Source organism: Lysobacter auxotrophicus (assembly GCF_027924565.1).
GTDB classification, from domain to species: domain Bacteria; phylum Pseudomonadota; class Gammaproteobacteria; order Xanthomonadales; family Xanthomonadaceae; genus Lysobacter_J; species Lysobacter_J auxotrophicus.
The window spans coordinates 1,062,104-1,079,409 of the sequence record NZ_AP027041.1; the positions used below are offsets into that span (position 1 = coordinate 1,062,104).

Sequence of the window (17,306 nt, forward strand, 5' to 3'; positions counted from 1 at the left end):
AGTGCCGGCATCTGGCCATCTGGAATTCCAAAATTTACGAGAGGGTCCCGTGGCTCGCACCACTCCCATCGAGCGTTACCGCAACTTCGGCATCATGGCCCACATCGATGCCGGCAAGACCACCACGTCGGAACGCATCCTGTTCTACACCGGCGTCAGCCACAAGATCGGCGAAGTGCACGAAGGTGCCGCGACGATGGACTGGATGGAGCAGGAGCAGGAGCGCGGCATCACGATCACGTCGGCCGCGACGACCGCGTTCTGGAAGGGCATGGACAAGTCCCTGCCGGAGCACCGCTTCAACATCATCGATACCCCAGGCCACGTCGACTTCACCATCGAAGTCGAGCGTTCGCTGCGCGTGCTCGACGGCGCGGTGTTCGTGCTGTGCGCCGTCGGTGGCGTGCAGCCGCAGTCCGAAACCGTGTGGCGCCAGGCCAACAAGTACTCGGTGCCGCGCATGGCGTTCGTCAACAAGATGGACCGCACCGGTGCCAACTTCGACAAGGTCGTCGAACAGCTGAAGTCGCGCCTGGGTGCGTACGCCGTGCCGATGCAGGTGCCGGTCGGCGCCGAAGACGGCTTCGAGGGCGTGATCGACCTGCTCAAGATGAAGGCCATCCATTGGGATGTCGCTTCGCAGGGCACGAAGTTCGAGTACCGCGACATCCCGGCCGATCTGCAGGCGAAGTCCGAGGCTGCGCGCAGCTTCATGGTCGAAGCCGCGGCTGAAGCGAACGAGACGCTGATGGACAAGTACCTGTCCGAAGGCGAGCTGTCGGAAGCGGAGATCGTCGCCGGTCTGCGCGAGCGCACCCTGCGCGTGGAAATCGTGCCGGTGTTCTGCGGCTCGGCGTTCAAGAACAAGGGCGTGCAGGCCATGCTCGACGGCGTGATCAACCTGCTGCCGTCGCCGGCCGATCGTCCGCCGGTGCAGGGCATCGACGAAAACGACAAGGAAGACAGCCGCAAGGCGTCGGATTCCGAGCCGTTCTCGGCGCTCGCGTTCAAGATCATGACCGACCCGTTCGTCGGCGCGCTGACGTTCTTCCGCGTCTACTCGGGCGTGCTCAACTCCGGCGACCAGGTGTTCAACCCGGTCAAGTCGAAGAAGGAGCGCATTGGCCGCATCCTGCAGATGCACGCCAATCAGCGTGACGAAATCAAGGAAGTCCGCGCGGGCGACATCGCTGCCGCCGTCGGCCTGAAGGACGTGACCACCGGCGACACGCTGTGCGCCGCCGACCACGTCATCACGCTCGAGCGCATGACCTTCCCGGAGCCCGTCATCTCGATGGCGGTCGAACCGAAGACCAAGTCGGACCAGGAAAAGATGGGCATGGCCCTGTCGCGTCTCGCGCAGGAAGATCCCTCGTTCCGCGTTCGTACCGACGAGGAATCCGGCCAGACCATCATCGCCGGCATGGGCGAGCTGCACCTGGACATCATCGTCGACCGCATGCGTCGCGAGTTCAACGTGGAAGCGAACGTCGGCAAGCCGCAGGTGGCCTACCGCGAAACGATCCGCAAGTCGGACGTCAAGTCGGACTACAAGCACGCCAAGCAGTCGGGTGGTAAGGGTCAGTACGGTCACGTCGTGATCGAGCTGTCGCCGATGACCGAGGCCGATCGCGCCAATCCGGACGTCGAGAACGATTTCCTGTTCATCAATGACATCACCGGCGGCGTGATCCCGAAGGAATTCATCCCGGCGGTCGAGAAGGGCCTGCGCGAGACGATCACCAGCGGTCCGCTCGCGGGCTTCCCGGTGGTGAACGTCAAGGTCAAGCTCGTCTTCGGTTCGTACCACGACGTCGACTCGTCCGAAATGGCGTTCAAGCTCGCTTCGTCGATGGCCTTCAAGGAAGGCTTCCGCAAGGCCGATCCGGTCCTGCTGGAGCCGATGATGAAGGTCGAGATCGTGACGCCGGAAGACTATGTCGGCGACGTCATGGGCGACGTGAGCCGCCGTCGCGGCCTGCTGTCCGGCCAGGACGACAGCCCGTCGGGCAAGGTCATCAACGCGATGGTGCCGCTGGGCGAAATGTTCGGCTACGCGACCTCGCTGCGTTCGATGTCGCAGGGCCGCGCCACGTTCACGATGGAATTCGACCACTACGCCGAAGCCCCCGCCAACATCGCCGACGCGGTGATGAAGAAGGGCGGCTGATAGCCGGATCCCGGATGCCGGCCCCCGCCGGCATCCGTTACGCCAGATCAACTAGCAACAACTTTTTAAAGAGAGATAGCCATGGCCAAGGGTAAGTTTGAGCGCACCAAGCCGCACGTGAACGTGGGCACGATCGGTCACGTCGACCACGGCAAGACCACGCTGACGGCGGCGCTGACGAAGGTGGGCGCGGAGCGTTTCGGTGGCGAGTTCAAGGCGTACGACGCGATCGACGCGGCGCCGGAAGAGAAGGCGCGCGGCATCACGATCTCGACGGCGCACGTCGAGTACGAAAGCCCGACGCGCCACTACGCGCACGTGGATTGCCCGGGCCACGCCGACTACGTGAAGAACATGATCACGGGTGCGGCGCAGATGGACGGCGCGATCCTGGTGTGCTCGGCCGCTGACGGCCCGATGCCGCAGACGCGCGAGCACATCCTGCTGTCGCGCCAGGTCGGCGTGCCGTACATCGTCGTGTTCCTGAACAAGGCCGACATGGTGGACGACGCCGAGCTGCTCGAGCTGGTCGAGATGGAAGTACGTGAACTGCTGAGCAAGTACGAGTTCCCGGGCGACGACACCCCGATCATCCACGGTTCGGCCCGTCTGGCGCTGGAAGGCGACCAGTCGGAAATCGGCGTGCCGGCGATCCTGAAGCTGGTGGAAGCGCTGGACACGTTCATCCCGGAACCGCAGCGTGACGTCGACAAGCCGTTCCTGATGCCGGTGGAAGACGTGTTCTCGATCTCGGGCCGCGGCACCGTGGTGACCGGTCGTATCGAGCGCGGCATCATCAAGGTCGGCGACGAAATCGAAATCGTCGGCATCCGCCCGACGCAGAAGACGACGGTCACCGGCGTGGAGATGTTCCGCAAGCTGCTCGACCAGGGCCAGGCGGGCGACAACGCCGGTCTGCTGCTGCGCGGCACGAAGCGTGACGACGTCGAGCGCGGTCAGGTGCTGGCCAAGCCGGGTTCGATCACGCCGCACACCACGTTCGAAGCCGAGGTGTACGTGCTGTCGAAGGACGAAGGCGGCCGTCACACGCCGTTCTTCAAGGGCTACCGTCCGCAGTTCTACTTCCGCACCACCGACATCACCGGTGCGGTCGAGCTGCCGGAAGGCGTCGAGATGGTCATGCCGGGCGACAACATCAAGATGGTCGTCACGCTGATCAACCCGGTCGCGATGGACGAAGGCCTGCGCTTCGCGATCCGCGAAGGCGGCCGTACCGTCGGCGCCGGCGTGGTGGCGAAGATCCTGAAGTAATGAACGACGCCCGGCGCTTCCCGCGCCGGGCTTTGTCTTGCCGGGCGCAGTGCTTGCACAGGCTGTGGATATCCGGTTAGAATGCACGACCACTGCGGCGGACCCTTCGGGAGCTGCCGCAACCAGCGAAATGAGGTGCAGGAAGCGCCTCGTATTCGCCAGACAGGGACATGTCGCACGGCGCGCTCCGTACGTTCCGGGCCTTCGGGCTTCCAAGGAACGCTAAACGGGGCTCTTCGTGCGTTCTACTCAGTCTGGGCGGATCGGGAAACCGGTCTGCCTTTGCTTTTCAGGCATGGAAGCTCCGGAGCGAGGGTGCAGCTCCGGGGTATCTGCATTTTTTCAGGGGTTCGGCACACCCAGAGGCCGGCCCGTCGCTCTTTTAACCAAGGAATTCCGTCATGGCGGACCAAAAGATCCGAATCCGGCTCAAAGCGTACGATCATCGCCTGATCGACCGCTCGGCCAGCGAGATCGTCGAGACGGCTAAGCGCACCGGTGCCCAGGTCAAGGGCCCGATTCCGCTGCCGACCAAGATCGAGCGCTACACCATTCTCGTGTCGCCGCACGCCGACAAGGACGCGCGCGACCAGTACGAGACCCGCACGCACAAGCGCGTGCTCGACATCGTCGATCCGAACGACAAGACCGTGGACGCGCTGATGAAGCTCGAGCTCGCGGCTGGCGTCGACGTCCAGATCAAGCTGACCTGAGGCCACCACCATGACCGCGAAGAAGTATTCGTTGGGCATCGTCGGTCGCAAGGCCGGCATGAGCCGTTTCTTCACTGAAGACGGCAAGTCGGTTCCGGTGACGCTGATTGAAGCGACCCCGAACCGCATCACCCAGATCAAGACCGACGACACCGACGGCTACAGCGCCGTGCAGGTCACCGTCGGCGTGCGCCGCGCCGCGCTCGTCAACAAGCCGGAAGCCGGTCACCTCGCCAAGGCGAAGGTCGAAGCCGGTCGCGGCCTGTGGGAGCTGCGCGTGGAAGCCGAACAGATCGGCGGCTTTGAAGTGGGCGGCGAGATCAAGGCCGACATCTTCAGCGCCGGCCAGCTGGTCGACGTCCAGGGCGTCACGAAGGGCAAGGGCTTCCAGGGCACGATCAAGCGCTGGAACTTCACGATGGGCGACGCGACGCACGGTAACTCGCTGTCGCATCGTTCGCCGGGCTCCATCGGCCAGCGCCAGACGCCGGGCCGTGTGTTCCCGGGCAAGAAGATGGCCGGTCACATGGGCGCCGAAACCCAGACCACGCAGCGCCTGGAAGTGGTGAAGGTCGACGCCGAGCGCGGCCTGATCGCCATCAAGGGTGCCGTGCCGGGTGCGCCGGGTGGCGACGTCATCGTGCGTCCCTCGAGCAAGGCATAAGGAGAGATGACGATGGAACTCGCCATCACCAATAGCAGCAAGACTGTGTCGGTCTCCGACGCGATCTTCGGCCGCGAATTCAGCGAAGACCTGGTCCACCAGGTGGTCGTTGCCTATCGCAACGCCGGTCGCGCAGGCACCAAGGCGCAGAAGACCCGTTCGGAAGTCAACGGTACGACCAAGAAGTCGAAGAAGCAGAAGGGCGGCGGTGCGCGTCATGGCGCGCTGACGGCTCCGATCTTCGTCGGCGGCGGCGTGACCTTCGCGGCCAAGCCGCGCAGCTTCGCGCAGAAGGTCAACCGCAAGATGTACCGCGCCGCGATCGCCGCGATCCTGTCCGAGCTGAACCGCCAGGGTCGCATCAAGGTCGTCGAGTCGTTCGATCTGGACGCTCCGAAGACCTCCGGCCTGGTTTCCAAGCTCAAGGACCTGGAAGTCGGTCGTCGTCCGCTGATCGTCACCGAAGACGCCACCGAGAACCTGTACCTCTCGGCGCGCAACCTGCCGTACGTCGAAGTGCGTGACGTCCAGGGCCTGGATCCGGTTGCCCTCGTCGGCGCCGACTCGGTCGTGGTCACCGCCGACGCGGTCAAGAAGATCGAGGAGTGGCTGGCATGAACGAGGCCAAGCTCTACAACATCATCCGTGCGCCGCGCGTGTCCGAAAAGACCGCTCGTCTGCAGGAAGTTTCCAATCAATACGTCTTCGAAGTCGCGACGGACGCTACCAAGGCCGACATCAAGGTCGCCGTGGAAAAGCTGTTCGAAGTGAAGGTTGAAGCGGTCAACGTCGTGAACGTCAAGGGCAAGAACAAGTCCTTCCGTTTTCGCGCCGGTAGCCGCGGCAGCTGGCGCAAGGCGTACGTGACGCTGGCCGAAGGCCAGTCGATCGACGTGATGGCCAAGGCCTGAGGAAAGACCCATGGCATTGATGACTTTCAAGCCCACCTCCGCCGGCCGCCGCAGCGCGGTGCGCGTGGTGACCCCGGGCCTGCACAAGGGCGCGCCGCACGCGGCGCTCGTCGAGAAGCAGGGCAAGACCGGTGGTCGTAACCACCACGGCCGCATCACCACCCGTCACATCGGTGGTGGTCACAAGCAGCACTACCGCATCATCGACTTCAAGCGCGACAAGGAAGGCATTCCCGCGCGCGTCGAGCGCATCGAGTACGACCCGAACCGCACCGCGCACATCGCGCTGCTGTGCTATGTCGACGGTGAGCGCCGTTACATCATCGCCCCGAAGGGCCTGAAGGATGGCGATCAGGTGATCGCGGGCCGTGACGCCCCGATCCGCGTCGGCAACACGCTGCCGCTGACCAACATCCCGGTCGGTACGACGGTGTGCTGCGTCGAGATGAAGCCGGGCAAGGGCGCCCAGCTGGCCCGCGCGGCCGGCGCCAGCGCCTACCTGGTCGCTCGCGAGCAGGGCTACGCCACGCTGCGTCTTCGCTCCGGCGAAATGCGCAAGGTGCCGGCCGAGTGCCGCGCCACGATCGGCGAAGTCGGCAACGACGAGCACAACCTGGAAAAGCTGGGCAAGGCCGGTGCAGCGCGTTGGCGCGGCATCAAGCCGACCGTCCGCGGTGCGGCCATGAACCCGGTCGACCACCCGCACGGCGGTGGTGAGGCCAAGGCTGGCCAGGGTAACCCGCACCCGGTCACCCCGTGGGGTGTGCCGACCAAGGGTTACAAGACCCGCAAGAACAAGCGCACCCAGCAGTTCATCGTGCGCGATCGCAGGAGCTAATCGGCCATGGCACGTTCACTGAAGAAAGGCCCGTTCGTCGACCACCACCTGATGAAGAAGGTGGAGACCGCGGGCAACAACAAGAAGCCGATCAAGACCTGGTCGCGTCGCTCGATGGTGCTGCCGGAGATGGTGGGTTTCACCATCGCGGTGCACAACGGCAAGAACCACATCCCGGTGCTGGTCAACGAGAACATGGTTGGCCACAAGCTTGGCGAATTCGCCCTGACCCGTACGTTCAAGGGTCACGGCGGCGACAAGAAGTCGGGCAAGTAAGGAGATGACCATGGAAGCGAAAGCCATCCTGCGCACCGCGCGCATCTCCCCGCAGAAGGCCCGCCTGGTCGCCGACCAGGTGCGTGGTCTGTCGGCCGAGCGCGCCGTCAACCTGCTGAAGTTCTCGGACAAGAAGGCTGCCCACCTGATCAAGAAGGTGGTGGAGTCCGCGATTGCCAACGCCGAGAACAACCAGGGCGCCGACATCGACGAGCTCAAGGTCAAGACCATCATGGTGGACGAGGGTCCCGCACTGAAGCGCTTCATGGCGCGTGCGAAGGGCCGCGGCACCCGCATCCTCAAGCGCACCAGCCACATCACTGTGGTTGTGGGCGCGGGCAAGTAAGGCGGAGTCAGACAATGGGTCATAAAGTTCATCCCACCGGCATCCGCCTGGGCATCGCCAAGGATTGGAACTCCAAGTGGTTTGCCAACAAGAAGCAGTACGCCGAGTTCCTGGCGGCGGACCTGAAGGTCCGTGACCTGCTGCGCAAGAAGCTGGCTCAGGCCGGCATCTCGAAGATCTTCATCGAGCGTCCGGCGAACAACGCCCGCGTGACGATCCACACCGCCCGTCCGGGCGTGGTGATCGGCAAGCGTGGCGAGGACATCGAGAAGCTGCGCAAGGAAGTCAGCGACGTGATGGGCGTTCCGGCGCACATCAACGTCACCGAGGTCCGCAAGCCGGAACTCGACGCGCAGCTGGTCGCCGAGTCGATCGCGCAGCAGCTCGAGCGCCGCATCATGTTCCGTCGCGCGATGAAGCGCGCCGTGGGCAATGCGATGCGCCTGGGCGCCCTGGGCATCAAGGTCAACGTTGGCGGTCGCCTGAACGGCGCCGAGATCGCGCGTTCGGAGTGGTACCGCGAAGGTCGCGTGCCGCTGCACACGCTGCGTGCCGACATCGACTACGGCTTCGCTGAAGCCAAGACGACCTACGGCATCATCGGCATCAAGGTCTGGATCTACAAGGGCGAGGTGTTCGACTTCTCGCAGGTGGGCCAGGAGAAGCAGGAAGAAGCAGCGCCGCGTGCAGAGCGCAGCGAGCGTCCGGCCCGTCCGGCGCGCGCCAACCGCGAGGCGAGGGACTAAGCCATGTTGCAACCCAAGCGAACCAAGTACCGCAAGGTACACAAGGGCCGCAATGAAGGCCTGAGCTGGAACGGCAATGCCGTCAGCTTCGGCGAGTACGGCCTGAAGGCGACGGCGCACGGTCAGCTGACCGCGCGCCAGATCGAGGCCGCGCGTCGTTCCATCAGCCGCTACGTGAAGCGCGGCGGCAAGATGTGGATCCGCGTGTTCCCCGACAAGCCGATCACCAAGAAGCCGATCGAAGTCCGAATGGGCTCCGGTAAGGGCAACGTCGAGTACTGGGTCGCCCAGATCCAGCCCGGTCGCATGATTTACGAGATCGAAGGCGTGGCTGAAGACGTGGCACGTGAAGCGTTCCGCCTGGCCGCCGCCAAGCTCTCGGTGACCACCACTTTCGTTACCCGGACGGTGCGCTAATGGAACTCAAGCAACTGCGCGAGAAGTCGGCCGACGAACTGAAGGCCCACCTGGCCGAGCTGCACAAGGAGAGCTTCGCTCTCCGCATGCAGAAGGCCACTGGCCAGCTCGCCAAGACCCATGAGTCCCGCCGCGTGCGTCGCGAGATCGCTCGCGTCAACATGCTGCTCGGCGAGAAGAAGTAAGGACCCCAGTCATGACCGACAACAATACAGAGAAGGCTGTCCGCACGGTTGAAGGCCGGGTCGTCAGCAACAAGATGGACAAGACCGTCACCGTGCTCGTCGAGCGCCAGGTCAAGCACGCGCTGTACGGCAAGTACATCCGTCGCTCGACCAAGCTCCACGCCCACGATGCCGACAACGCCTGCAAGGAAGGCGATGTCGTGCGCGTGAAGGAGATTGCTCCGATGTCGAAGACCAAGAACTGGAGCGTGGTTGAAATCGTCAGCCGCGCGGCCGAATAAGAGGAGCTGAGTCATGATCCAGATGCAGAGCTACCTCGATGTGGCCGACAACTCCGGTGCCAAGGAAGTGATGTGCATCAAGGTGCTGGGCGGCTCGAAGCGCCGTTACGCCGGCATCGGCGACATCATCAAGGTCACCGTCAAGGACGCGATCCCGCGTGGCAAGGTCAAGAAGGGCGACGTCTATGACGCCGTCGTCGTGCGCACCCGCAAGGGCGTGCGCCGTCCGGATGGTTCGCTCATCCGCTTCGACGGCAACGCGGCCGTGCTCCTGAACAACAAGCAGGAACCGATCGGTACCCGCATCTTCGGGCCTGTGACCCGCGAGCTGCGTACCGAGAAGTTCATGAAGATCGTCTCGCTCGCTCCTGAAGTGCTCTGAGCGGAGGAATTATATGAACCGTATCCGCAAGGGCGATCAGGTGATCGTCACCACCGGCAAGGACAAGGGCAAGAAGGGCGAAGTGGTGCGCGTGCTCGGCGAGAAGGTCGTCGTGTCGAACATCAACGTCGTCAAGCGCCACACCAAGCCGAACCCCCAGGCTGGCCAGCCGGGCGGCGTGGTCGAGCGCGAAGCGCCGATCCACATTTCCAACGTGATGCTGTTCAACCCGGCCACTGGCAAGGGTGAGCGCATTGCTTTCAAGGTGCTGGAGGATGGACGCAAACTGCGTGTGTTCCGCTCCAGCGGTGAGGCGGTTGACGCCTGAGGAATGCTGAAATGACCACCCGTCTCGAAAAGTTCTACAAGGACGAAGTCGTCCCGGCCCTGACCAAGAAGTTCGGTTACACGAACCCGATGGAAGTGCCGCGCCTGACCAAGATCACGATCAACATGGGCGTGGGCGAAGCCGCCACGAACAAGAAGATCCTGGAGAACGCGGTCGCCGACCTGACCAAGATCTCCGGCCAGAAGCCGATCGTGACGAAGTCCCGCGTGTCGGTGGCTTCGTTCAAGATCCGCGACGGCTGGCCGATCGGCTGCAAGGTGACGCTGCGTCGCGCCCACATGTTCGAGTTCCTCGACCGCCTGATCAACATCTCGCTGCCGCGCGTGCGTGACTTCCGCGGCGTGTCGGGTCGTTCGTTCGACGGCCGCGGCAACTACAACATGGGCGTCAAGGAACAGATCATCTTCCCGGAAATCGACTTCGACGCCGTCGACGCGATCCGCGGCATGGACATCGCGATCACCACGACCGCGAAGACCGACGCCGAAGCGAAGGCCCTGCTGGAAGCGTTCCGCTTCCCGTTCCGCAACTAACTCGAGGATTGAACAATGGCTAAGACCTCCATGGTCAACCGCGAGATCAAGCGGGCGAAGCTGGCGAAGCAGCACGGCGCCAAGCGCGAAGCGCTGAAGAAGATCATCTCCAGCCAGACCGCTTCGTACGAAGACAAGCTGGACGCGGCCACCAAGCTGCAGAAGCTGCCGCGCGACTCCTCGCCGAGCCGCCAGCGCAACCGCTGCGAGCTGTCGGGCCGTCCGCGTGGCGTGTACCGCAAGTTCGGCCTCGGCCGCAACATGCTCCGCAAGGCCACCATGAACGGCGACGTTCCGGGCCTGCGCAAGGCCAGCTGGTAACACCGGGCGCCGGCAAGTCTGCTAGACTTGCCGGCTCGCTCGCGTCAGGCCCCGGCCGACAGGGCGGGGCGCCTGCCGGGAACTTCCCGAACAAGCAGGCACTACAACTGAATTCGCAATCCCGCGGATATCGGTGCTACTCATAGGTGCATTAATACATGAGCATGACTGATCCCATTGCCGACATGCTGGTCCGCATCAAGAATGCGGCGGCTGTTCGGAAGCAGACGGTGAAGATGCCGTCTTCGAAGATCAAGGTGGCCATCGCCAAGGTTCTGCAGGACGAAGGCTACATCCTGGACTCCCGCGTGACCGACGTCGGCGGCGGCAAGTCCGAACTCGAAATCTCGCTGAAGTACTACGAAGGCAAGCCGGTGATCGAGCGCCTCGAGCGCTACTCCCGTTCGGGCCTGCGTCAGTACCGCGGCAAGGCCAAGCTGCCGAAGGTCCTGGGCGGCCTCGGTATCGCCATCATCTCCACCTCGAAGGGCATCATGACCGATGCGCAGGCGCGCCAGCAGGGCGTCGGCGGTGAGGTTCTGTGCTTCGTGGCCTAAGGGAGGAATAGACATGTCCCGAGTTGCCAAGAAGCCGGTCGCCCTCCCGAAGGGTGTCGAGCTCAACATCCAGGCCGATTCGATCAGCGCCAAGGGCCCGAAGGGCACCCTGAACGTCGCGAAGCCGGCTGGTATCAACGTCAACGTCGACAACGGCACCGCCACGTTCTCCACCGAGGACGTCGCGCTGATCCCGCTGGCCGGCACGCTGCGCGCGATCCTGGCCAACATGGTCAAGGGCGTCTCCGAAGGCTTCGAGCGCAAGCTCGAGCTGGTCGGCGTCGGTTACCGCGCCTCGATGCAGGGCAAGGATCTGAACCTGGCGCTGGGTTATTCCCACCCGGTGGTCCTGGCCGCTCCGGCCGGCATCACGATCGCCACGCCGTCGCAGACCGAAATCGTCATCGCCGGCGCCGACAAGCAGGCGGTGGGTGAGTTCGCTGCCAAGATCCGCGCCGTCCGTCCGCCGGAGCCCTACAAGGGCAAGGGTGTGAAGTACGCCGGCGAAGTCATCATCCGCAAGGAAGCCAAGAAGGCCTAATCGGCTCTTCAGCTTTCGGAGATACGCAAATGAACAAGAACACCGCCCGCCTGCGCCGCGCCAAGTCGACCCGCGCGCACATCCGCGAACTCGGCGTGCCGCGCCTGTCGGTGCTGCGCACCGGCCAGCATCTGTACGCCCAGGTCTTCACCGCCGACGGCTCGAAGGTCCTGGCTTCGGCCTCGACCGTGCAGTCCGACGTCAAGGACGGCCTGAAGAACGGCAAGAACGCCGACGCCGCCGCCAAGGTCGGTCGTGTCATCGCCGAGAAGGCGAAGGCCGCCGGCATCGAGAAGGTCGCGTTCGACCGCTCGGGCTACCGTTACCACGGCCGCATCAAGGCCCTGGCCGACGCTGCCCGCGAAGGTGGCCTGCAGTTCTGATGCCTTGAAGGCGTGGGGATTCGTCCCCACGCCAGGGTTTCCACCCGCCGGCATGGGGAATGCCGGGCGCGACGATGGATTGCCATGGTCGCGATGCGCCCGCAGCACTTCACAACGATAAGCGGCGATGCCGCAAATCCCTTAACTACCGAGCAATCGAAATGGCAGAAGAGCAACGTGCACCGCGGGGTCGTGATCGCGACCGTAACCGCGAAGAGATCGACGACGGCATGATCGAGAAGCTGATCGCGGTCAACCGCGTCAGCAAGACCGTCAAGGGCGGTCGCCAGTTCACCTTCACCGCGCTGACGGTGGTGGGCGACGGCAATGGCAAGGTCGGCTTCGGTTACGGCAAGGCGCGCGAAGTGCCGGTCGCGATCCAGAAGTCGATGGAATACGCCCGCAAGTCGATGGCGAATGTCGACCTGAACAACGGCACCCTGTGGCACTCGGTCAAGGCCGGCCACGGCGCTGCCCGCGTGTTCATGCAGCCTGCTTCCGAAGGTACCGGCGTGATCGCCGGTGGCGCGATGCGCGCCGTCCTCGAAGCCGTCGGCGTCAAGAACGTGCTGGCCAAGGCCGTCGGTTCGCGCAACCCGATCAACCTGGTTCGCGCCACGCTGAAGGGCCTGTCCGACATGCATTCGCCGACGAAGATCGCCGCGAAGCGTGGCAAGAAGGTGGAGGACCTGATCAATGGCTAAGAAGGAAGCTGTCGCCGGCGGCACCGTGAAGGTGCGCCTGGTCAAGGGTCTTCGTGGCACCCAGTCGCGTCACCGCTTGTCGGTGCGTGCCCTGGGCCTGAACAAGCTCAATGATGTGCGTGAACTGAAGGACAGCCCGCAGGTGCGTGGCCTGATCAATCAGCTTCACTACCTCGTCCGCGTCGAGGAGTAATCAACATGCGTCTCAACACTCTGCAGCCCGCCGAGGGCGCCCGCACCGAGCGCACCCGCGTCGGTCGCGGTATCGGTTCCGGCCTGGGCAAGACCGCTGGTCGCGGCCACAAGGGCTCGTTCGCCCGTTCGGGCAAGGGCAAGATCAAGGCCGGCTTCGAAGGCGGTCAGATGCCGATGCAGCGCCGTCTGCCGAAGATCGGTTTCCGCTCCAAGATCGCCAAGGACACAGCCGAAGTGCTGCTGTACCAGCTGGACAAGCTGCCGGCCGGCGACGTCGATTTCGCCGCGCTGAAGGCTGCCAAGCTGGTGCCGAGCACCGCCAAGCAGGCCAAGATCGTGGTGAAGGGCGAACTGACCAAGAAGTTCGTGCTGAAGGGCGTGGCCGCTACGGCCGGCGCCAAGGCCGCGATCGAAGCGGCCGGCGGCAAGGTCGAGGAGTAATCGACGGATGGCGCGCAGCGGTAGCAACGCGGTAGCCGGCCTCGGTGGCGGACTCGGTAAGTTCACCGAGCTCCGCCAGCGCCTGCTGTTCGTGGTCGGTGCCCTGATCGTCTACCGCATCGGCTGCTACATCCCGGTGCCGGGCGTCAATCCGGAAGCAATGCTCCAGCTGATGGAAACCCAGAAGGGCACCATCGTGGACATGTTCAACATGTTCTCCGGTGGCGCCCTCCATCGCTTCAGCCTGTTTGCGCTGAACGTGATGCCGTACATCTCCGCGTCGATCATCGTGCAGCTTCTGGTGCAGATCGTGCCGAGCCTGAAGGCCATCCAGAAGGAAGGCGAGTCGGGTCGTCGCAAGATCAACCAGTGGTCGCGCATGGGTGCGATCCCGCTGGCCGTGTTCCAGGCCTGGGGCATCGCGACCGCGCTTCAGGCCGGTGGCGCGAGCCAGGGCATCGCGGTGGTCTACAACCCGGGTCCGGGCTTCATCCTGACCGCGGTGATCGCCCTCACGGCGGGCACCATGTTCCTGATGTGGCTGGGCGAGCAGGTGACGGAGCGCGGCATCGGCAACGGCGTCTCGCTGATCATCTTCGCGGGCATCGTGGCGGGCCTTCCGGCGGCGGTGTTCGGCATGTTCGAGCAGATCCGCAACGGGGACATGAGCGCGCTCGTGGCCATCGTGGTGGTGGCGATCGTCCTGGGCTTCACGTTCTTCGTCGTGTTCGTCGAGCGCGGCCAGCGTCGCATCACGGTCAATTACGCCCGGCGTCAGGGTGGCCGTAGCGCGTACATGAACCAGTCGTCGTTCCTCCCGCTCAAGCTCAACATGGCGGGCGTGATCCCGGCGATCTTCGCCTCGAGCATCGTGATGTTCCCGGCGACGGCGGCCAACTGGTTCAGCCAGGGCAATTCGGGGTCGTTCCTGCACCGTGTCAGCCAGTGGCTGAACCCGGGCGAGCCGCTCCACATGATCCTGTACGCAGGTCTGATCATCGGTTTCGCGTTCTTCTACACGGCGCTGGTGTTCAACTCGCAGGAAACGGCCGATAATCTGAAGAAGTCGGGCGCGCTGATTCCGGGTATCCGTCCGGGCAAGGCCACCGCCGACTATATCGATGGCGTCCTCACCCGCCTGACGGCGGCCGGCGCGATCTACCTGGTGCTGGTATGCCTCCTGCCGGAGGTCATGCGCACCGAACTGGGCACCTCGTTCTACTTCGGCGGCACCTCGCTGCTGATCGTGGTCGTGGTGGTCATGGATTTCATCGCCCAGATCCAGGCTCATCTGATGTCGCATCAGTACGAGAGCCTGCTGAAGAAGGCGAACTTGAAGGGCGGCTCGCGCGGCGGTCTCGCGCGCGGGTGATCCCGGACCTTTCGCGCGCCAGAGTAGCGCGCGGGGTCGGGCAGGGCGGCTAGCCGCGTTGTTCGACCAGTCCGGTTTCGTCGCCGGAGCATGGGCACACTCCCCATGCCGGGCACTGCCGCGTCCCCGGGATGCGGCAGGGCTTCCTATTAACCCGAGACCTTGTTAAAATTTCCAGTTCACTCCGCCGGGATTAATCCGTCCTGGCCGCCATCAGTTTGGAGATCGCGTTATGGCGCGTATTGCGGGCGTCAATCTGCCTGCCCAGAAGCATGTCTGGGTCGGCCTGCAAAGCATTTACGGCATTGGCCGTACCCGTTCGAAGAAGGTCTGCCAGGCCGCCGGCGTTACGTCGACGACCAAGATCCGTGATCTGTCCGAGCCCGAAGTCGAGCGCCTGCGCGCCGAGGTCGGCAAGTACGTGGTTGAGGGTGACCTCCGCCGCGAAGTCGGCATCGCGATCAAGCGCCTGATGGACCTGGCCTGCTACCGCGGCCTGCGTCACCGTCGCGGCCTGCCGCTGCGTGGCCAGCGCACCCGTACCAATGCTCGTACCCGCAAGGGTCCGCGCAAGGCCATCAAGAAGTAAGGACTTAGACCATGGCTAAGCCGGCTGCTACCAAGACCAAGAAGAAGATCAAGCGAGTCGTCACCGACGGCATCGCCCACGTCCACGCTTCTTTCAACAACACCATCGTCACGATCACCGACCGCCAGGGCAATGCGCTGTCGTGGGCGACCTCGGGCGGCGCGGGTTTCCGCGGCTCGCGCAAGTCGACTCCGTTCGCAGCTCAGGTCGCCGCCGAAAAGGCGGGTCGTGCCGCACTGGACTACGGCGTGAAGTCGCTGGAAGTCCGCATCAAGGGCCCGGGTCCGGGCCGTGAATCCGCCGTTCGTTCGTTGAACAACGTCGGGTACAAGATCATCAACATCATCGACGTGACGCCGATCCCGCACAACGGGTGCCGTCCGCCGAAGAAGCGTCGCGTCTGAGGAGCTGAAAGAACATGGCTCGTTATATTGGTCCCACCTGTAAGCTCGCCCGTCGCGAAGGCGCTGACCTTGGCCTGAAGTCGTCGGCTCGCGCCCTCGACTCCAAGTGCAAGCTCGAGCAGAAGCCCGGCCAGCACGGCCCGACCGCCCGCAAGGGCAAGCTGTCGGACTACGCCACCCAGCTGCGCGAGAAGCAGAAGGTCAAGCGTATCTACGGTCTGCTGGAGCGTCAGTTCCGCAACTACTACAAGAAGGCCTCGACGAAGAAGGGCAACACGGGTGAAAACCTGCTGCAGCTCCTCGAGACCCGCCTGGACAACGTCGTCTACCGCATGGGCTTCGCGGTGACCCGTCCGGCCGCCCGCCAGCTGGTCTCGCACCGCGGCGTCACGGTCAACGGCAAGCCGGTCAACCTGCCGTCGTACCAGGTCAAGGCTGGCGACGCGATCGCGCTGGCCGAGCGCGCCCAGAAGCAGCTGCGCGTGCAGGAATCCCTGACCGTCGCATCGCAGATGGACCTCTCGCCGTCGTGGGTTGAAGTCGACAGCAAGAAGTTCTCTGGCGTGTTCAAGGCCGTTCCGGATCGTGCCGACCTGCCGGCCGACATCAACGAAGCGCTGATCGTCGAGCTGTACTCGAAGTAATCCCAGGAGACGCCAACACATGACGGTTACCGCAAACCAGGTGCTGCGCCCGCGCGGCCCCCAGATCGAGCGCCTTACGGGCAACCGTGCCAAGGTCGTGATCGAACCGCTGGAGCGTGGCTACGGCCATACGCTCGGCAATGCGCTGCGCCGCGTGCTGCTGTCGTCGATTCCGGGCTTCGCTATCACGGAAGTCGAGATCGATGGCGTGCTGCACGAGTACACCACGGTCGAAGGCCTGCAGGAAGACGTGCTTGAGGTTCTCCTGAACCTCAAGGACGTGGCGATCCGCATGCACACCGGCGAGTCGGCGACGCTGTCGCTAGCCAAGCAGGGTCCCGGCATCGTCACCGCCGGTGACATCAAGACGGACCACAACGTCGAGATCCTCAACACGGATCATGTGATCGCGCACCTGACCAAGGACACCGCGCTCAACATGCGTCTGAAGATCGAACGCGGCTTCGGCTACCAGCCGGCTGCCGCGCGTCGTCGTCCGGATGAGGAAACCCGCGCCATCGGTCGCCTGATGCTGGATGCCAGCTTCTCGCCGGTCCGCCGCGTCGCGTACGCCGTCGAAGCGGCCCGCGTCGAACAGCGTACCGACCTGGACAAGCTGGTCCTCGACATCGAGACCAACGGCACGATCGACGCCGAGGAAGCCGTCCGCACCGCGGCCGACATCCTGACCGACCAGCTGTCGGTGTTCGGCGACTTCACCCATCGCGACCGCGGTGCGGCGAAGCCGGCCACCAGCGGCATCGACCCGATCCTGCTGCGGCCGATCGACGACCTCGAGCTGACGGTGCGTTCGGCCAACTGCCTCAAGGCCGAGAGCATCTACTACGTCGGCGATCTGATCCAGAAGACCGAAGTCGAGCTGCTCAAGACCCCGAACCTCGGCAAGAAGTCGCTCACCGAGATCAAGGAAGTCCTCGCCCAGCGCGGTCTTTCGCTCGGCATGAAGCTCGAGAACTGGCCGCCGGCCGGCATCGCATCCCACGGGATGATGGGGTAAGCATCGGCGCTTGCGCGGCACTGCCGCGCGCCGATGCGAACGCCCGGGCAGGAA

At 64.2% G+C, this 17,306-nt stretch carries 28 protein-coding genes; all 28 read left to right on the forward strand.

Annotated elements, in window-relative coordinates; all coding sequences use genetic code 11:
* The first annotated feature begins 49 nt into the window (after positions 1-49).
* The 28 genes from fusA (at position 50) to LA521A_RS04915 (ending at position 17,252) form a co-directional block, all read left to right on the forward strand.
* A complete protein-coding gene (gene fusA, locus LA521A_RS04780) occupies positions 50-2,170 on the forward strand; it encodes an elongation factor G (protein WP_281781207.1) in 2,121 nt (706 codons plus the stop codon).
* Between the two features lie 81 nt (positions 2,171-2,251).
* Positions 2,252-3,442, forward strand: coding sequence for an elongation factor Tu (gene tuf / locus LA521A_RS04785; RefSeq protein WP_115843879.1), 1,191 nt, complete (start codon positions 2,252-2,254; stop codon positions 3,440-3,442).
* A gap of 401 nt (positions 3,443-3,843) precedes the next feature.
* Positions 3,844-4,155: a 30S ribosomal protein S10 gene (rpsJ, locus tag LA521A_RS04790; RefSeq protein WP_036137876.1), complete on the forward strand. Its 312-nt coding sequence runs from the start codon at positions 3,844-3,846 to the stop codon at positions 4,153-4,155.
* Between the two features lie 10 nt (positions 4,156-4,165).
* Positions 4,166-4,819 carry a 50S ribosomal protein L3 gene (rplC, locus tag LA521A_RS04795; RefSeq protein ID WP_281781208.1) on the forward strand — a complete coding sequence of 218 codons (654 nt, stop codon included), beginning with the start codon at positions 4,166-4,168 and terminating at the stop codon, positions 4,817-4,819.
* 12 nt (positions 4,820-4,831) lie between these two features.
* Positions 4,832-5,437, forward strand: a complete 606-nt coding sequence (gene rplD / locus LA521A_RS04800) for a 50S ribosomal protein L4 (RefSeq protein WP_281781209.1) — start codon at positions 4,832-4,834, stop codon at positions 5,435-5,437.
* Entirely contained in the window at positions 5,434-5,730 is a 297-nt protein-coding gene (rplW, locus tag LA521A_RS04805) for a 50S ribosomal protein L23 (RefSeq protein ID WP_115843875.1), read from the forward strand. Before rplD ends, rplW begins: the two co-directional genes overlap by 4 nt.
* Positions 5,731-5,740: 10 nt before the next feature.
* Positions 5,741-6,568: a 50S ribosomal protein L2 gene (gene rplB, locus LA521A_RS04810; RefSeq protein ID WP_206859822.1), complete on the forward strand. Its 828-nt coding sequence runs from the start codon at positions 5,741-5,743 to the stop codon at positions 6,566-6,568.
* Positions 6,569-6,574: 6 nt separating this feature from the next.
* Positions 6,575-6,844, forward strand: a complete 270-nt coding sequence (gene rpsS, locus LA521A_RS04815; protein ID WP_057943874.1) for a 30S ribosomal protein S19 — start codon at positions 6,575-6,577, stop codon at positions 6,842-6,844.
* A 10-nt stretch (positions 6,845-6,854) separates the two neighbouring features.
* Positions 6,855-7,190, forward strand: a complete 336-nt coding sequence (gene rplV / locus LA521A_RS04820) for a 50S ribosomal protein L22 (RefSeq protein WP_115843977.1) — start codon at positions 6,855-6,857, stop codon at positions 7,188-7,190.
* A 14-nt stretch (positions 7,191-7,204) separates the two neighbouring features.
* Positions 7,205-7,936, forward strand: coding sequence for a 30S ribosomal protein S3 (gene rpsC, locus LA521A_RS04825; RefSeq protein ID WP_281781210.1), 732 nt, complete (start codon positions 7,205-7,207; stop codon positions 7,934-7,936).
* Positions 7,937-7,939: 3 nt separating this feature from the next.
* Positions 7,940-8,353, forward strand: coding sequence for a 50S ribosomal protein L16 (gene rplP / locus LA521A_RS04830; RefSeq protein ID WP_055902334.1), 414 nt, complete (start codon positions 7,940-7,942; stop codon positions 8,351-8,353).
* The gene (rpmC, locus tag LA521A_RS04835) at positions 8,353-8,538 is read left to right on the forward strand and encodes a 50S ribosomal protein L29 (RefSeq protein ID WP_115843868.1); all 186 of its coding nucleotides are present in this window, start codon (positions 8,353-8,355) and stop codon (positions 8,536-8,538) included. The genes rplP and rpmC overlap by 1 nt, the downstream gene beginning before the upstream one ends.
* Positions 8,539-8,549: 11 nt before the next feature.
* Positions 8,550-8,819, forward strand: coding sequence for a 30S ribosomal protein S17 (gene rpsQ / locus LA521A_RS04840; RefSeq protein WP_115843866.1), 270 nt, complete (start codon positions 8,550-8,552; stop codon positions 8,817-8,819).
* A gap of 13 nt (positions 8,820-8,832) precedes the next feature.
* Positions 8,833-9,201 carry a 50S ribosomal protein L14 gene (rplN, locus tag LA521A_RS04845; RefSeq protein ID WP_056136003.1) on the forward strand — a complete coding sequence of 123 codons (369 nt, stop codon included), beginning with the start codon at positions 8,833-8,835 and terminating at the stop codon, positions 9,199-9,201.
* Positions 9,202-9,214: 13 nt separating this feature from the next.
* Positions 9,215-9,529 (forward strand): 50S ribosomal protein L24, encoded by a 315-nt coding sequence (gene rplX, locus LA521A_RS04850; protein WP_115843864.1) that lies wholly within the window; start codon positions 9,215-9,217, stop codon positions 9,527-9,529.
* 11 nt (positions 9,530-9,540) lie between these two features.
* Positions 9,541-10,083: a 50S ribosomal protein L5 gene (rplE, locus tag LA521A_RS04855; RefSeq protein ID WP_281781211.1), complete on the forward strand. Its 543-nt coding sequence runs from the start codon at positions 9,541-9,543 to the stop codon at positions 10,081-10,083.
* A 15-nt stretch (positions 10,084-10,098) separates the two neighbouring features.
* Positions 10,099-10,404, forward strand: a complete 306-nt coding sequence (rpsN, locus tag LA521A_RS04860) for a 30S ribosomal protein S14 (RefSeq protein WP_281781212.1) — start codon at positions 10,099-10,101, stop codon at positions 10,402-10,404.
* Positions 10,405-10,562: 158 nt separating this feature from the next.
* The gene (gene rpsH, locus LA521A_RS04865; protein WP_281781213.1) at positions 10,563-10,961 is read left to right on the forward strand and encodes a 30S ribosomal protein S8; all 399 of its coding nucleotides are present in this window, start codon (positions 10,563-10,565) and stop codon (positions 10,959-10,961) included.
* A 13-nt stretch (positions 10,962-10,974) separates the two neighbouring features.
* Positions 10,975-11,502: a 50S ribosomal protein L6 gene (rplF, locus tag LA521A_RS04870; RefSeq protein WP_281781214.1), complete on the forward strand. Its 528-nt coding sequence runs from the start codon at positions 10,975-10,977 to the stop codon at positions 11,500-11,502.
* Positions 11,503-11,531: 29 nt separating this feature from the next.
* On the forward strand, positions 11,532-11,885 hold the full coding sequence (rplR, locus tag LA521A_RS04875; RefSeq protein WP_281781215.1) for a 50S ribosomal protein L18: 354 nt from the start codon (positions 11,532-11,534) through the stop codon (positions 11,883-11,885).
* Positions 11,886-12,046: 161 nt separating this feature from the next.
* Positions 12,047-12,589 carry a 30S ribosomal protein S5 gene (rpsE, locus tag LA521A_RS04880; protein WP_281782017.1) on the forward strand — a complete coding sequence of 181 codons (543 nt, stop codon included), beginning with the start codon at positions 12,047-12,049 and terminating at the stop codon, positions 12,587-12,589.
* Complete coding sequence (gene rpmD / locus LA521A_RS04885; RefSeq protein ID WP_216959647.1) at positions 12,582-12,782, forward strand: 50S ribosomal protein L30; 201 nt, start codon at positions 12,582-12,584, stop codon at positions 12,780-12,782. The genes rpsE and rpmD overlap by 8 nt, the downstream gene beginning before the upstream one ends.
* Positions 12,782-13,225 (forward strand): 50S ribosomal protein L15, encoded by a 444-nt coding sequence (gene rplO / locus LA521A_RS04890; protein ID WP_281782018.1) that lies wholly within the window; start codon positions 12,782-12,784, stop codon positions 13,223-13,225. Before rpmD ends, rplO begins: the two co-directional genes overlap by 1 nt.
* A gap of 7 nt (positions 13,226-13,232) precedes the next feature.
* A complete protein-coding gene (gene secY / locus LA521A_RS04895) occupies positions 13,233-14,597 on the forward strand; it encodes a preprotein translocase subunit SecY (protein WP_281781216.1) in 1,365 nt (454 codons plus the stop codon).
* Between the two features lie 232 nt (positions 14,598-14,829).
* Entirely contained in the window at positions 14,830-15,186 is a 357-nt protein-coding gene (rpsM, locus tag LA521A_RS04900) for a 30S ribosomal protein S13 (protein ID WP_281781217.1), read from the forward strand.
* An 11-nt stretch (positions 15,187-15,197) separates the two neighbouring features.
* Entirely contained in the window at positions 15,198-15,590 is a 393-nt protein-coding gene (rpsK, locus tag LA521A_RS04905) for a 30S ribosomal protein S11 (protein WP_115843839.1), read from the forward strand.
* Between the two features lie 14 nt (positions 15,591-15,604).
* Complete coding sequence (rpsD, locus tag LA521A_RS04910) at positions 15,605-16,234, forward strand: 30S ribosomal protein S4 (protein ID WP_115843837.1); 630 nt, start codon at positions 15,605-15,607, stop codon at positions 16,232-16,234.
* 19 nt (positions 16,235-16,253) lie between these two features.
* Positions 16,254-17,252: a DNA-directed RNA polymerase subunit alpha gene (locus LA521A_RS04915; protein ID WP_206859811.1), complete on the forward strand. Its 999-nt coding sequence runs from the start codon at positions 16,254-16,256 to the stop codon at positions 17,250-17,252.
* Positions 17,253-17,306 lie beyond the last annotated feature (54 nt).

Bases quoted from the DNA above. Each gene is read 5' to 3' on its own strand.
- tuf (WP_115843879.1), top strand. From the start codon at position 2,252: ATGGCCAAGGGTAAGTTTGAGCGCACCAAGCCGCACGTGAACGTGGGC.
- rpsJ (WP_036137876.1), top strand. From the start codon at position 3,844: ATGGCGGACCAAAAGATCCGAATCCGGCTCAAAGCGTACGATCATCGC.
- rplC (WP_281781208.1), top strand. From the start codon at position 4,166: ATGACCGCGAAGAAGTATTCGTTGGGCATCGTCGGTCGCAAGGCCGGC.
- rplD (WP_281781209.1), top strand. From the start codon at position 4,832: ATGGAACTCGCCATCACCAATAGCAGCAAGACTGTGTCGGTCTCCGAC.
- rplW (WP_115843875.1), top strand. From the start codon at position 5,434: ATGAACGAGGCCAAGCTCTACAACATCATCCGTGCGCCGCGCGTGTCC.
- rplB (WP_206859822.1), top strand. From the start codon at position 5,741: ATGGCATTGATGACTTTCAAGCCCACCTCCGCCGGCCGCCGCAGCGCG.
- rpsS (WP_057943874.1), top strand. From the start codon at position 6,575: ATGGCACGTTCACTGAAGAAAGGCCCGTTCGTCGACCACCACCTGATG.
- rplV (WP_115843977.1), top strand. From the start codon at position 6,855: ATGGAAGCGAAAGCCATCCTGCGCACCGCGCGCATCTCCCCGCAGAAG.
- rpsC (WP_281781210.1), top strand. From the start codon at position 7,205: ATGGGTCATAAAGTTCATCCCACCGGCATCCGCCTGGGCATCGCCAAG.
- rplP (WP_055902334.1), top strand. From the start codon at position 7,940: ATGTTGCAACCCAAGCGAACCAAGTACCGCAAGGTACACAAGGGCCGC.
- rpmC (WP_115843868.1), top strand. From the start codon at position 8,353: ATGGAACTCAAGCAACTGCGCGAGAAGTCGGCCGACGAACTGAAGGCC.
- rpsQ (WP_115843866.1), top strand. From the start codon at position 8,550: ATGACCGACAACAATACAGAGAAGGCTGTCCGCACGGTTGAAGGCCGG.
- rplN (WP_056136003.1), top strand. From the start codon at position 8,833: ATGATCCAGATGCAGAGCTACCTCGATGTGGCCGACAACTCCGGTGCC.
- rplX (WP_115843864.1), top strand. From the start codon at position 9,215: ATGAACCGTATCCGCAAGGGCGATCAGGTGATCGTCACCACCGGCAAG.
- rplE (WP_281781211.1), top strand. From the start codon at position 9,541: ATGACCACCCGTCTCGAAAAGTTCTACAAGGACGAAGTCGTCCCGGCC.
- rpsN (WP_281781212.1), top strand. From the start codon at position 10,099: ATGGCTAAGACCTCCATGGTCAACCGCGAGATCAAGCGGGCGAAGCTG.
- rpsH (WP_281781213.1), top strand. From the start codon at position 10,563: ATGAGCATGACTGATCCCATTGCCGACATGCTGGTCCGCATCAAGAAT.
- rplF (WP_281781214.1), top strand. From the start codon at position 10,975: ATGTCCCGAGTTGCCAAGAAGCCGGTCGCCCTCCCGAAGGGTGTCGAG.
- rplR (WP_281781215.1), top strand. From the start codon at position 11,532: ATGAACAAGAACACCGCCCGCCTGCGCCGCGCCAAGTCGACCCGCGCG.
- rpsE (WP_281782017.1), top strand. From the start codon at position 12,047: ATGGCAGAAGAGCAACGTGCACCGCGGGGTCGTGATCGCGACCGTAAC.
- rpmD (WP_216959647.1), top strand. From the start codon at position 12,582: ATGGCTAAGAAGGAAGCTGTCGCCGGCGGCACCGTGAAGGTGCGCCTG.
- secY (WP_281781216.1), top strand. From the start codon at position 13,233: ATGGCGCGCAGCGGTAGCAACGCGGTAGCCGGCCTCGGTGGCGGACTC.
- rpsM (WP_281781217.1), top strand. From the start codon at position 14,830: ATGGCGCGTATTGCGGGCGTCAATCTGCCTGCCCAGAAGCATGTCTGG.
- rpsK (WP_115843839.1), top strand. From the start codon at position 15,198: ATGGCTAAGCCGGCTGCTACCAAGACCAAGAAGAAGATCAAGCGAGTC.
- rpsD (WP_115843837.1), top strand. From the start codon at position 15,605: ATGGCTCGTTATATTGGTCCCACCTGTAAGCTCGCCCGTCGCGAAGGC.
- LA521A_RS04915 (WP_206859811.1), top strand. From the start codon at position 16,254: ATGACGGTTACCGCAAACCAGGTGCTGCGCCCGCGCGGCCCCCAGATC.